The organism is Pseudomonas sp. PS01299 (genome assembly GCF_029960145.1).
Taxonomy (GTDB): domain Bacteria; phylum Pseudomonadota; class Gammaproteobacteria; order Pseudomonadales; family Pseudomonadaceae; genus Aquipseudomonas; species Aquipseudomonas putida_A.
In genome coordinates this window covers 1-12,799 of the sequence record NZ_JASCPO010000168.1, presented here as the reverse complement: position 1 = coordinate 12,799, position 12,799 = coordinate 1, and the positions used below count along the sequence as shown (strand labels likewise).

Here is a 12,799-nt window from a genome sequence, read left to right as displayed (position 1 = left end):
CGCGAAGGCTGTGTATCAGATACGAAAATATCGCCTGACACACCGCTTTCGCGAGCAAGCCCGCTCCCACATTTTTGATCTGCGCAGGTCAATGCGGTTGTGTGTCGCCCGCTGCGGTGTCGATGCTGACCACCACCGACATCCCCGGGCGCAAGCGCTCCTCTTCCTGCTGCCCCTCATCAATGGTGATCCGCACCGGCACGCGCTGGGCGATTTTCACGAAGTTGCCGGTGGCGTTGTCGGCCTGCAACAGGGCGAATTCCGAGCCGGTACCGGGTGAAATGTGCTGCACATGGCCGGTGAACTTGCGGTGGTTCAGCGCATCAACGGTGAAGCGCACCGGCTGCCCGACGCGCACATTGTTCATCTGGGTTTCCTTCATGTTGGCGATCACCCATTTCTGGTTCGGCACCAACGCCATCAGTTGCGCCCCGGAGTTGACGTAAGCGCCCAGGCGCACGCCAATCTGTCCGAGCTGGCCGTCACGCGGGGCGACGATGCGCGTATTCGACAAGTCGATCCGCGCCAGTTGCACCGCTGCTTCAGCGCTGGCCACCGAGGCTTCCAGCGAACCGCGATTGACGATCACCGTCTGCAGATCCTGCCGGGCGATTTCCAGATTGGCCTTTGCCTGCGCCACCGCCGCAATGCTCTGCGCATTGGCCGCGAGCGTCACGTCCATCTCGCGTTTCGACACCGAGCCGTCACTCACCAGCTCCTTGTTACGGCGCAGATCCGCCTCGCTTTTGCGCAACTGCGCCTCGCTGTCGGCCACCACCGCCTGACGCAGTTTGATCGTCGCTTCGGCGCTGTTGCGTTGCTGCACCACGTTGGCCAGCGCGGCTTTCTGCACCGCCAGTTGCGCCAGCGACTGGTCGAGGCGCTGCTGATAAATCCGGTCGTCCAGCCGCACCAGCAGGTCGCCGGCCTTCACGTACTGGAAGTCCTGCACCGGCACCTCGAACACGTAACCGCTGAGCTGCGGGCCGATGATCGTCACCTGGCCACGCACCAGGGCGTTCTCAGTGGTTTCGACCGCACTGCTGAACGGCGGCAACTGCCAGGCGTAGAGCACGATCAGCACACCGACGATGGCAATCGCGGCAAAGCCCAGCGACGAGATGATCCGCACCCGCAACGAGCGCGGCTCGGTGTTCGGCGAGGACGGCGGTGCCACGCCTTCCGGGGTGGCGGCGATGGCATTGGTGGTTGTGGTGGTCGGTTCGGTCATGAATTGGAAGCACCGTCAGGAGGTACGGAAGGCGCGGGGTCGACGGCTTTGGTGGTGCTCATCAGCCACAGCGCACGAATGGACAGCCAGATCATGGTCAGCACCGCAATCACGGCGATCAGCATGAATACATCGTTATAGGCCAGCACGTTGGCTTCGCGAGTCGCGGCATTCGCCAGGCTGCGAATCCCGGCCAGATTGCGCAGGCTCGGGTCGGCCAGCAAGGAACCGTAAGCCGACCCGCCGCTCTGCACACGGGCGGCCACCAGCGGATCGGACAGCGTCAGGTGCTCGACCAGGTGACTGGAATGGAATTTCTCGCGCACGATCTGGAACGTGCCCAACAACGCCGCGCCGAGCAGGCCGCCGAGGTTGTTGCAGATCCCGAACAACACCGAAAAACTCACCAGATTGCGCGGATTGGTCAGCACGTTGCGGGTGCCGAACACCATGGTCGGTCCCAGAAAAAACGTGCTGCCGAAGGCCAGCAGAAACTGGCTGAAATACAGGTTTTGCGGACGGGTCAGGTTGTTGGAAAAACTGTCCATCACCGAACCGGTGGCCATCAGCGCCAGCGAGATGATCAGCGGCATCAGCAGGTGCTTGGGATCGATGGTCAGTGCGCTGGTCGCCAGCCCGGCGACGCTGCCGATCAGCATCACCACATACAGGCTGTGCAACTGCTCATAACCCATGTTGAGGTTCTGCATGAAACCGACGGCGCCGGTGGACTGTTCCGAGGTGACCATGCGGATCAGGGTCACCGCCAGCGCCAGGCGGATCATCGTGCCGCTGCCGAGCCAGCGGGTCATCAGCATCGGGTTACTGCGATTGTGCTCGATCGCCAGGCCCGCGAGGATCAGGGCAATCGAGGCCGCCAGCGCGTAGCCGATCCAGTTGGCTTCCAGCCACCAGTCGATCCGCCCCAGCGACAACACCGCGCAGAGCAGCGCCACGCCGCTGGCGAGAATGGCGAAGGTCAGAAAGTCCAGCGGCTCGAAGGTTTTGAAGCGATCACCGGGCGGCAACTTGAGCAGCAGCACGCAGCCCAGCGACAGCAAGGCCATGCCCAATTCGAACAGGTACAGGCCGCGCCATTCGGCAATCTGCAGCAAGTCTTCGGAGAACAGACGCGCCAGCGGCAGCGCCAGTTGCGAGGCGCCGAGGCCCAGCACCAGCGCCTTCAACCGCCATTTGGCCGGAAACGCCTGAACCATGTAATACAGACCCAGCGAACTCAGCGCCGCACCGACCATGCCGTGCGCCGCCCGCACCGCGATGGCCGAGCTCAAGTCGTTGACGAACAGATGACCGAACGTCACCAGCGCATACAGCACCAGAAACACTTCGGTGAATGCACGCAGGCCAAACTGCTGGCGAAACTTCACCAGCAGCAGGTTCATCGACACGTTGGTCATCACGTACGCAGCTGGCAGCCAGGCCATCTCCGCCGTGGTCGCGCCCAGCGCGCCTTGCAGGTAAGGCAGGTTGGCGACCACCAGCGAGTTACCCAAACCACCGGTCACCGCCACCAGCAGCCCGACCAGCGCATAGGCCAGGCGCTTGGGGTTGGAGTGCAGCGGCGTCGAGGGGGAACCGGGCAGACTGGGCTTCTCGTGAGGCTGCCAGTCGCGCGGGGCGTATCGATCCATTGAGAGGCCTTGTGCTTGTGTTGCCGGGAGTTTGCCGCAAATCTTGCGGCAAACCCACAATCCTGTGGGAGCTGGCTTGCCGGCGATGACGGCAGTCGGCTCGGCAACAGGGTGACTGGCAGACCGTTATCGCGGGCACGCCCGCCCCCACAGGGTTCGCGGTGGATTCGTAAATTCTGTTTAAAGGTCCTCTCGCCCGCAACGGATTTTTCCCGCGCCGGGCAACTGCCACCCTTGCAGCCCTTCTCAACCTGCAAGGTGCCCGTTATGACCACGCCCCACTGGCAACGCTCCCCACGCCTGCTGAAAAACCTTCTGGCTGCCGCCCTGTTGCTGCCCTCCCTCGCCTTTGCCCAGGAACGCCCGTGGCCGGACGGCTCGCAACTGGTGATCTCGGTGTCGATGCAGTTCGAAACCGGCGGCCAGCCCGAAGGTGCGGAAAGTCCGTTTTCCGGCAGCCCATTGCCCAAGGGTTACCCTGATCTGCCGGCGCAGACCTGGTTTGATTATGGCTACAAGGAAGGCTTGTGGCGGATGCTCGATCTGTGGGATCGCACCGGGATCAAGGTCACCTCGCATGTGGTCGGCGAAGCGGCGCTCAAGCACCCGGAACTGGCGAAAGCGATTGCCGAGCGCGGCCACGAACTGGCAGCCCACGGCATGCGCTGGGCCGATTCCTACAACATGAGTTACGACCAGGAAAAACAGTTCATCGGCGACGGTGTCAACGCGGTGGAAAAACTCACCGGCCAGCGCTCGGTGGGCTACAACGCCAACTGGCTGCGGCGCAGCCCCAACACGCTGAAGGTCCTGCAAGACCTGAATTTCACCTACCACATCGATGATGTCAGCCGCGACGAACCGTTCGTGACCATGGTCCGTGGGCGCAAATTCGCCGTGGTGCCGTATACCTTGCGCAACAACGACATCGTGTTGATTGAGGGTCGGCATTTCTCCGCCGAGCAGTTCTATCAGCAATTGGTGCTGGAATTTGATCGTCTGTACGCGGAAGGCGCGAGCAAGCGGCGGATGATGTCGGTGAGTCTGCACGACCGCATCGGCGGCACCCCGGCGATGGTCGAGGCGATGGAACGTTTTATCCGCTATGCGCAGTCCCATCCGAAAGTGACATTCATGCGCAAGGACCAGATCGCCCGGATCGTCCTGACCGAGAAAAACCCGCTGATCGACAACACAGAGGCGCTCTATAACCGGTAAACCCGCCGAAAACAGCCCTCTTCGCAGCATTTGGAGGGCTGCCACCTCGTGCAAAATAATCGTAACAAGCCCTGTTGACTTTTACGGAAAACCTCGCAACTATCCGCAACCATGTTGTACGACGACGTATGACAAATAATAAAAACAACAACAGGGAGCGTCACAGTGAGCACACTCGTCTGCAATTCCGTTCGCACGTCCCGTATTTCCTTCCCCCGCCCGTGTTCCACCCTGAGTTTGATCGGCTGCAGCAGCCTCGCCCTGGTTTTGCCGATGAGCGCCGACGCCGAAGGCTTCCTCGAAGACAGCAAAGCCACGCTGAACCTGCGCAACGCCTACTTCAATCGCAACTTCGTCAACCCGAACTACCCGCAGGGCAAGGCTGAAGAGTGGACGCAAAACTTCATCCTTGATGCCAAATCCGGCTTCACCCAAGGCACCGTCGGCTTCGGTCTCGATGTGCTGGGGATGTATTCGCAAAAACTCGATGGCGGCAAGGGCACCGGCGGTACGCAACTGTTGCCGATTCACGATGACGGGCGTCCGGCGGACAACTTCGGTCGCCTCGGCGTGGCGCTGAAGGCCAAGGTGTCGAAGACCGAATTGAAGGTTGGCGAATGGATGCCGGTGCTGCCGATCCTGCGCTCGGACGATGGCCGCTCGTTGCCGCAGACCTTTCGCGGTGGCCAGATCACCTCCACCGAAATCAACGGCCTGACCCTCTACGGTGGGCAGTTCCGTGGCAACAGCCCGCGTAACGACGCCAGCATGGAAGACATGTCGATGAACGGCCGCGGCGCCTTCACCTCCGACCGTTTCAACTTCGGCGGCGGCGAGTACACCTTCAACGACAAGCGCACCCTGGTCGGCGTGTGGTACGCCGAACTCAGCGACATCTACCAGCAGCAGTATTTCAACCTCAGCCACAGCCAGCCGCTGGGCGACTGGACGCTGGGCGCCAACCTCGGTTTCTTCACCGGCAAGGAAGACGGCAGCGCCCAGGCCGGCGACCTCGATAACAAGACTGCATTTGCCATGCTGTCGGCCCGCTACGGCGGCAACACCTTCTATGTCGGCCTGCAAAAACTCAGCGGCGATGACGCGTGGATGCGGGTCAACGGCACCAGCGGCGGCACCCTGGCCAACGACAGCTACAACGCCAGTTATGACAACGCCAAAGAGCGCTCCTGGCAGTTGCGGCATGACTACAACTTTGTCGCCCTCGGCATTCCCGGCCTGACCCTGATGAACCGCTACATCAGCGGCGATAACGTGCACACCGGGACGATAACCGACGGCAAGGAATGGGGGCGCGAGTCGGAACTGGGATACACCGTGCAGAGCGGGCCGCTGAAAAACCTCAACGTGAGATGGCGCAACGCGACGATACGCCGGGACTTCAGCACCAATGAGTTCGACGAGAACCGGGTCTTTATCAGCTATCCGATTTCGTTGTTGTAAAGCCAGTCGCAACACCGTGTTTCCCTGTGGGAGCGAGCTTGCTCGCGAATGCGTCGGGTCAGTCAATTCATCTTTCAATGACACACCGCTTTCGCGAGCAAGCCCGCTCCCACAGGGGGATTGCATTGCAACGAAGGCGTCGCGGTGATTGAAAAGTGAATGAGTCCCTTCCGTCATTTACCCCAAAAGTCGCGTTGACAAGTTCCGGAAACCCTACCGATACTTCAGCGCAGTCATACGACAACCTACAACAAACCTAATAACAACGTGTAAGGGATTGCCATGACGTCTACCTCTACTCCCCGCGCCCCGTTCAACCGTCTGCTGCTGACTGGCGCTGCCGGTGGCCTGGGCAAAGTCCTGCGCGAACGTATGCGCCCTTATGCCCGTGTCCTGCGCCTGTCGGACATCGCCGCCCTCGCCCCAGCCATTGATGATCGCGAAGAAATCGTCCCCTGCGACCTTGCCGACAAACACGCCGTGCACCAACTGGTCGAAGGCGTCGACGCAATCCTGCATTTCGGCGGTGTCTCCGTGGAGCGGCCCTTCGAAGAAATCCTCGGCGCCAACATCTGCGGCGTGTTTCACATCTACGAAGCTGCACGCCGCCATGGTGTGAAGCGAGTGATCTTCGCCAGTTCCAACCACGTCATCGGCTTCTACAAACAGGACGAGCCGCTCGACGCCAACTGCGCCCGCCGCCCCGACGGCTACTACGGCTTGTCCAAGTCCTACGGCGAAGACATGGCCAGTTTCTACTTCGATCGCTACGGCATCGAGACCGTCAGCATCCGCATCGGCTCCTCGTTCCCCGAGCCACAGAACCGCCGAATGATGCACACCTGGCTGAGCTTCGATGACCTCACGCAATTGCTCGAACGCGCGCTGTACACGCCAAACGTGGGCCATACCGTGGTCTACGGCATGTCCGCCAACAAGGACGTCTGGTGGGACAACCGCTTCGCCAGTCACCTCGGTTTTGAGGCCAGGGACAGCTCCGAAGTGTTCCGCGAAAAAGTCGAAGCGCAGCCTATGCCCGCCGCCGATGACCCGGCGCGGATCTATCAGGGCGGCGCGTTCGTCGCGGCCGGCCCCTTCGGCGACTGAACACTCTGCCAACGACGCAAAGGAATGAGTATGCAAGCCGAATTGATCGTCGATGCGCGCAACGCCGTGGGCGAAAGCCCGGTCTGGGTGCCGCAGGAAAACGCGCTGTATTGGGTCGATATTGCCAACGGCGGGCTGCAACGCTGGAGCGCTGACACCGGCCATGTGCATGCCTGGAAAACCCCGCAAATGCTCGCCTGCATCGCCCGTCACAGCGGTGGCGGCTGGGTTGCCGGCATGGAGAACGGCTTTTTTCATCTGCACCCGCACAGCGATGGCAGCCTCGACAGCGAATGGCTCGCCACCGTCGAGCACAGCCGAGCAGACATGCGCCTCAACGACGGTCGCTGCGACCGCCAGGGCCGTTTCTGGGCTGGCAGCATGGTGCTGAACATGGGCCTGAACGCATCCGAAGGCCGGCTCTACCGCTACGGCGCCGGGCAGTCTGGTGTGATCGAAGCGCAGCTCGACGGGTTCATCGTGCCGAACGGCCTCGGCTTCAGCCCTGACGGCAAGACGATGTACCTGTCCGATTCACATCCGCACGTGCAATTGATCTGGGCCTTCGATTACGACACCGAGACCGGCACACCATCGAATCGGCGGATCTTCGTTGACATGAACCACTTCCCCGGCCGGCCGGATGGCGCTGCCGTGGATGCCGAAGGCTGCTACTGGATCTGCGCCAACGACGCCGGACTGATTCACCGTTTTGCCCCGGACGGCCGCCTCGATTTCTCGCTGGAAGTGCCGGTGAAGAAACCGACGATGTGTGCCTTCGGCGGCAGCCGCATGGACACCCTCTTCGTGACCTCGATTCGCCCCGGCGACGACCGCGATCCGCAATCCCTGGCCGGCGGCGTGTTCGCCCTCAACCCCGGGGTCAAAGGCCTGGAAGAACCGCTGTTCGACGATTCCCTGTAACACCCGCCTCTGCTGCACCGCTGCGCCTTGAACACAACAATAACAAGACTGGAGACTCACCCCCATGAACTTCAAACGCACCTTGCTGGCCGCTGCACTCCCGCTGATGTTCACCTTCACTGGCGCCGCCCAGGCCCTGCAACTCAAATTCGCTGACATCCATCCCGCCGGTTATCCCACCGTGGTGGCCGAAGAAAACATGGGCAAGACCCTGACCCGGGAAACCAACGGCGAGCTGACCTTCCAATACTTTCCCGGCGGCGTGCTGGGCTCAGAAAAGGAAGTCATCGAGCAGATGCAAGTCGGCGCGGTACAGCTGTCTCGCGTCAGCCTGGGTATCGTCGGCCCGGTAGTGCCGGATGTGAACGTGTTCAACATGCCGTTCATCTTCCGCGACCATCAACACATGCGTAACGTCATCGACGGCGCAGTGGGCGACGAGATCCTCGACAAAATCACCAACTCCGAATTCGGCCTCGTGGCCCTGGCCTGGATGGACGGCGGCACGCGCAACGTCTACACCAAGAAACCGGTACGTAAGCTCGAAGACCTCAAGGGCATGAAGATTCGCGTGCAAGGCAACCCGATGTTCATCGACATGATGAACGCCATGGGCGGTAACGGTATCGCCATGGACACCGGGGAAATCTTCAGCGCCTTGCAAACCGGCGTGATCGACGGCGCGGAAAACAACCCGCCGACCCTGCTCGAACACAACCACTTCCAGAACGCCAAGTTCTACAGCCTGACCGGTCACTTGATCCTGCCAGAGCCGATTGTGATGTCGAAAATCACCTGGGAAAAACTCACCCCGGATCAACAGGCGCTGGTCAAGACCGCCGCCAAGGCTGCCCAGGCTGAAGAGCGCGTGCTGTGGGACAAGAAGTCCGCTGCCAGCGAAGAAAAACTCAAGGCCGCTGGCGTCGAGTTCATCCAGGTCGACAAGAAACCCTTCTACGACGCCACCGCACCGGTGCGGGAAAAGTACGGTGCGAAGTACGCCGACCTGATCAAGAAAATCGAAGCCGTGCAGTAACGCCTCCCGCTCCGTCCTCATTAACCAGGCCCGGCGCACCTGATGACACAGGCGCGCCCGGTTACGGTGGAACCCGATGAAGAATCTGCTGCTGCGTATCAACGACAAGATTTACATGACGTGCATTTGGGTCGCCGGCCTTTCCGTTCTGGCGATTTCTCTGATGATTCCGTGGGGCGTGTTCGCCCGCTACGTGCTGGGCACCGGTTCGAGCTGGCCAGAGCCCACGGCGATCCTGCTGATGATGGTGTTCACCTTCATCGGTGCCGCCGCCAGTTACCGCGCCGGTGCGCACATGGCCGTGGCCATGCTCACCGACCGCATGCCACCCCGGCTGAGATCTGCGGCGGCGATATTCTCGCAACTGCTCATGGCGTCGATCTGCATTTTCATGACCATCTGGGGCGCCAAGTTGTGCCTGTCCACCTGGAACCAGTTCATGGCGGCCCTGCCCGATCTGCGGGTTGGCGTGACCTATCTGCCGATTCCCGTGGGCGGCTTGCTGACGCTGGTTTTCGTCCTGGAAAAACTCTTGCTCGGTGACCAGAGCAAACGGCGGGTCGTGCAGTTCGATCTGGTTGAAGAAAGTGAAGGTGGCGCTTAATGGACGCTCTGATTCTGCTGGGCAGTTTTATCGTATTGATCCTGATCGGCATGCCGGTCGCCTATGCGCTGGGCGCCGCCGCGCTGATCGGTGCGTGGTGGATCGACATCCCGTTCCAGGCGGTGATGATCCAGGTCGCGTCGGGGGTGAACAAGTTCTCGCTGCTGGCCATTCCGTTCTTCGTCCTGGCCGGCGCGATCATGGCCGAGGGCGGCATGTCGCGGCGCTTGGTGGCGTGTGCCGGGGTGCTGGTGGGTTTCGTGCGTGGTGGCCTGTCGCTGGTCAACATTGTCGCCTCGACCTTTTTCGGCGCGATCTCCGGTTCCTCGGTGGCCGACACCGCGTCGGTGGGTTCGGTGCTGATTCCGGAAATGGAACGCAAAGGCTATCCACGGGATTTCTCCACCGCAGTGACCGTCAGCGGCTCGGTGCAAGCCCTGCTCACGCCACCCAGCCATAACTCGGTGCTCTACTCCCTGGCCGCCGGTGGTACGGTTTCGATTGCCTCGCTATTCATGGCCGGCATCGTGCCGGGCTTGATGATGAGCGCCTGCCTGATGGTGCTGTGCCTGATCTTCGCGAAAAAGCGCAACTACCCCAAGGGTGAAGTGATCCCGATGCGCCAGGCGCTGAAAATCGTCGGCGAAGCCCTCTGGGGCCTGATGGCGATGGTGATCATCCTCGGCGGCATCCTCTCGGGGATTTTCACCGCCACGGAATCGGCGGCCATCGCCGTGTTGTGGTCGTTTTTCGTGACCATGTTCATCTACCGCGATTACAAGTGGCGTGAACTGCCGAAGCTGATGCACCGCACGGTACGCACCATTTCCATCGTGATGATCCTGATCGGTTTCGCCGCGAGCTTCGGCTACATCATGACCCTGATGCAGATTCCGGCGAAAATCACCACGCTGTTTCTGACCCTGTCGGACAACCGTTACGTGATCCTGATGTGCATCAACGTCATGCTGCTGTTGCTCGGCACGGTGATGGACATGGCGCCGCTGATCCTGATTCTGACGCCGATCCTGATGCCGGTGATTCTCGGCATCGGTGTCGATCCAGTGCAGTTCGGCATGATCATGCTGGTCAACCTCGGGATCGGGCTGATAACACCGCCGGTGGGTGCGGTGCTGTTTGTCGGTTCGGCGGTGGGCAAGGTCAGTATCGAAAGCACCGTGAAGGCGCTGCTGCCGTTTTATGCGGTGCTGTTTCTGGTGTTGATGCTGGTCACTTACATCCCCGCCATTTCCCTGTGGCTACCGCATCTGGTGTTGTAACAGCCTGAAAGATCGCAGCCTCGTTTCACTCGACAGCTCCTGCATGGGAATGCGCTTCCTGTAGGAGCTGCCGAAGGCTGCGATCTTTTGATCTGCCAACATTCAGGCACGCAACAACATATACCCCGCCACCACCAGACACACGCTGGCAAACCCCACCTGCAACGTCCGCGCTGGCACCCGCGCGCACAGTTTGCGGCCGATGATCATGCCGACGATGCTGGCCACGATAAACGCCGCGCCCTGAGCATCAATCCGCACACCCGCGTGAAACGAGCCGATCACACCAATCGCCGAAATCAGGCTGATCACCATCAGCGACGTCGCGACAATCCCGCGCATCTGCACATCGGTCAGTTGCTTGAACGCCGGCACGATCAGGAAGCCACCGCCGACGCCGAGCAAGCCCGAGACCACGCCGGTCACCGCACCCAGCGCCGCGAGGGTCGCGGTGCATTTGGCGGTCCAGTCGAAACGCCCGGTCTGCTCATTGAGCATGCAGTTTTTCTGCCCCCAACTGGCGTGGCCGTGGTCGCTCGGCCCCGTTTGCGCACGCTCGCGGCGCAGCATGCGCCAGGCCACCATTACCATCAGCAGGCTGAAGAGGATCATCAGGATCTTCTCCGGCAACTGGTGCGCAAAATAGATGCCCAGTGGCGAAAATACCGCGCCAAGCGCGGCGATCAGCAGCGCCGCGCGGTAGCGCACCAGCCCATGGCGCAAACCGTCGATCGCGCCCACTGCCGCCGCACTGCCGACGGCGAACAACGCCACGGGCGCGGCCTGGGTCATGCTCCAGCCGAGGCCAAGCACCAGCGCCGGCACCGCGAGAATCCCGCCGCCCGCCCCGGTCAGTCCGAGAATCAGCCCCATCAACACGCCAAACAGACTTGCCAGCAACATAGGGAATTCTCAGTCGACTTTGGACAAACCGGTCAGCCACTCGCGGCCCTTGAGCATGCCGTTCCAGTAGAACCACGGCAGCAGCGTCGCCTTGAGGAACCACGCCGAGCGGCGCGGCACGGTCGCATCGAGGGCGAAGGTCGGCAGCAACTTTCCGCCGTAACCAAACTCGGCGAGGATCACCTTGCCCTTCTCCACCGTCAGCGGGCACGAACCGTAGCCGTCGTACTTCAGTGGCAGCGGTTGTTGCTTGCGCAGGGCCAAGAGGTTTTCGGCGACTACGACGACCTGCTTGCGCACGGCGGCAGCGGTTTTCGCATTGCTGGTGCCGCAGATATCACCGAGGCCGAACACCTCGGGGTAACGCGGATGCTGCAGGCTGTGTGGATTGACTTCGCACCAGCCAGCAGCGTCGGCCAGCGGGCTCTGGGCGATGAAATCCGGCGAGACTTGCGGCGGCACCACGTGCAGCAAATCGAAGGTTTTCGCCTGTGTGGTGAGGTTGCCGTCGGCGTCCTTGATCTCGAACCACGCGGTTTTCGCCGGGCCGTCGACCTTGACCAGGTTGGAGCTGAAGGCCAGTTGCGCGTTGTACTTTTCGATGTACTTCATCAGTGGCGGGACGAAGGTCGCGACACCGAACAACGCGGCGCCGGCCAGGTTGAATTCAACCTCGACCTTGTTCAGGACGCCGGTTTTACGCCAGTGATCGCACGACAGGTACAACGCCTTCTGCGGCGCGCCGGCGCATTTGATCGGCATCGCCGGCTGCGTGAACAACGCCTTGCCGCCGCGCAGTTTCTGCACTTGATCCCAGGTGTACTGCGAGTGCTGATAGCTGTAGTTGGAGGTCACGCCATGCTGACCGAGGCTTTCCTGCAGGCCTTCGATCTTCTCCCAGGCCAGCCGCAGGCCGGGGCAGACGATCAGGTTTTGGTAAGTGACGGTGCGCTGATCGTTGAGGGTCAACTGGCGCAGATCGGGATCGATACCGGTCACCGCCGCCTGAATCCAGGTGGCCTGACGCGGCATCACTTTGCTCATCGGCCGCACGGTGTCCTTGACGTCGTAGGCGCCACCGCCGACCAGCGTCCACGCCGGTTGGTAGTAGTGCTGGGCGCTTGGCTCGATCACAGTGACTTTAAGAGTGGGATCACGCTTGAGCAGACTGGCGACGAAGCCGATGCCGGCGGTGCCGCCGCCGATGACCACGATATCGGCACTGATGGATGGGCCCCAGTGTTGATCGTTCATTGCTTGTTCCTTATTGCTGCATGCAAGGATTTCTTGGCCATCGCACAAATCCATTGTAGGAGTGAGCCTGCTCGCGATAGCGGTATGTCAGTCTATGAAGATGTTGGCAGATACACCGCTATCGCGAGC

Annotated in this window: 11 protein-coding genes; 7 read left to right on the top strand and 4 right to left on the bottom strand. The window is 61.3% G+C overall.

Features of this window, described 5'->3' with window-relative positions:
* Positions 1-88: 88 nt before the first annotated feature.
* Positions 89-1,231 (bottom strand): HlyD family secretion protein, encoded by a 1,143-nt coding sequence (locus tag QMX91_RS22655; protein WP_027613204.1) that lies wholly within the window; start codon positions 1,229-1,231, stop codon positions 89-91.
* Positions 1,228-2,883, bottom strand: coding sequence for an MFS transporter (locus QMX91_RS22650; RefSeq protein ID WP_225138612.1), 1,656 nt, complete (start codon positions 2,881-2,883; stop codon positions 1,228-1,230). Before QMX91_RS22650 ends, QMX91_RS22655 begins: the two co-directional genes overlap by 4 nt.
* 267 nt (positions 2,884-3,150) lie before the next feature.
* Between QMX91_RS22650 and QMX91_RS22645 the strand changes: the two genes are divergently transcribed.
* The 7 genes from QMX91_RS22645 (at position 3,151) to QMX91_RS22615 (ending at position 10,513) form a co-directional block, all read left to right on the top strand.
* Positions 3,151-4,101, top strand: coding sequence for a polysaccharide deacetylase family protein (locus QMX91_RS22645; RefSeq protein WP_282413417.1), 951 nt, complete (start codon positions 3,151-3,153; stop codon positions 4,099-4,101).
* A gap of 165 nt (positions 4,102-4,266) precedes the next feature.
* On the top strand, positions 4,267-5,562 hold the full coding sequence (locus tag QMX91_RS22640; RefSeq protein ID WP_098968228.1) for an OprD family porin: 1,296 nt from the start codon (positions 4,267-4,269) through the stop codon (positions 5,560-5,562).
* Between the two features lie 282 nt (positions 5,563-5,844).
* A complete protein-coding gene (locus QMX91_RS22635) occupies positions 5,845-6,669 on the top strand; it encodes an NAD(P)-dependent oxidoreductase (protein WP_282413416.1) in 825 nt (274 codons plus the stop codon).
* Between the two features lie 30 nt (positions 6,670-6,699).
* On the top strand, positions 6,700-7,593 hold the full coding sequence (locus QMX91_RS22630; RefSeq protein ID WP_282413415.1) for an SMP-30/gluconolactonase/LRE family protein: 894 nt from the start codon (positions 6,700-6,702) through the stop codon (positions 7,591-7,593).
* Positions 7,594-7,657: 64 nt separating this feature from the next.
* Positions 7,658-8,629: a TRAP transporter substrate-binding protein gene (locus QMX91_RS22625; RefSeq protein ID WP_123588209.1), complete on the top strand. Its 972-nt coding sequence runs from the start codon at positions 7,658-7,660 to the stop codon at positions 8,627-8,629.
* Positions 8,630-8,705: 76 nt separating this feature from the next.
* The gene (locus QMX91_RS22620; RefSeq protein WP_098968224.1) at positions 8,706-9,233 is read left to right on the top strand and encodes a TRAP transporter small permease; all 528 of its coding nucleotides are present in this window, start codon (positions 8,706-8,708) and stop codon (positions 9,231-9,233) included.
* Complete coding sequence (locus QMX91_RS22615) at positions 9,233-10,513, top strand: TRAP transporter large permease (RefSeq protein WP_134786063.1); 1,281 nt, start codon at positions 9,233-9,235, stop codon at positions 10,511-10,513. The genes QMX91_RS22620 and QMX91_RS22615 overlap by 1 nt, the downstream gene beginning before the upstream one ends.
* A gap of 102 nt (positions 10,514-10,615) precedes the next feature.
* Here the strand turns inward: QMX91_RS22615 and QMX91_RS22610 are convergent, their stop codons facing one another.
* A complete protein-coding gene (locus QMX91_RS22610; RefSeq protein WP_098968223.1) occupies positions 10,616-11,416 on the bottom strand; it encodes a sulfite exporter TauE/SafE family protein in 801 nt (266 codons plus the stop codon).
* 9 nt (positions 11,417-11,425) lie between these two features.
* Positions 11,426-12,670 (bottom strand): FAD/NAD(P)-binding oxidoreductase, encoded by a 1,245-nt coding sequence (locus QMX91_RS22605; RefSeq protein WP_282413414.1) that lies wholly within the window; start codon positions 12,668-12,670, stop codon positions 11,426-11,428.
* Positions 12,671-12,799 lie beyond the last annotated feature (129 nt).

Coding starts and splice junctions, on each gene's coding strand:
- QMX91_RS22655 (WP_027613204.1), bottom strand. CDS start 1,231: ATGACCGAACCGACCACCACAACCACCAATGCCATCGCCGCCACCCCG.
- QMX91_RS22650 (WP_225138612.1), bottom strand. CDS start 2,883: ATGGATCGATACGCCCCGCGCGACTGGCAGCCTCACGAGAAGCCCAGT.
- QMX91_RS22645 (WP_282413417.1), top strand. CDS start 3,151: ATGACCACGCCCCACTGGCAACGCTCCCCACGCCTGCTGAAAAACCTT.
- QMX91_RS22635 (WP_282413416.1), top strand. CDS start 5,845: ATGACGTCTACCTCTACTCCCCGCGCCCCGTTCAACCGTCTGCTGCTG.
- QMX91_RS22630 (WP_282413415.1), top strand. CDS start 6,700: ATGCAAGCCGAATTGATCGTCGATGCGCGCAACGCCGTGGGCGAAAGC.
- QMX91_RS22625 (WP_123588209.1), top strand. CDS start 7,658: ATGAACTTCAAACGCACCTTGCTGGCCGCTGCACTCCCGCTGATGTTC.
- QMX91_RS22620 (WP_098968224.1), top strand. CDS start 8,706: ATGAAGAATCTGCTGCTGCGTATCAACGACAAGATTTACATGACGTGC.
- QMX91_RS22615 (WP_134786063.1), top strand. CDS start 9,233: ATGGACGCTCTGATTCTGCTGGGCAGTTTTATCGTATTGATCCTGATC.
- QMX91_RS22610 (WP_098968223.1), bottom strand. CDS start 11,416: ATGTTGCTGGCAAGTCTGTTTGGCGTGTTGATGGGGCTGATTCTCGGA.
- QMX91_RS22605 (WP_282413414.1), bottom strand. CDS start 12,670: ATGAACGATCAACACTGGGGCCCATCCATCAGTGCCGATATCGTGGTC.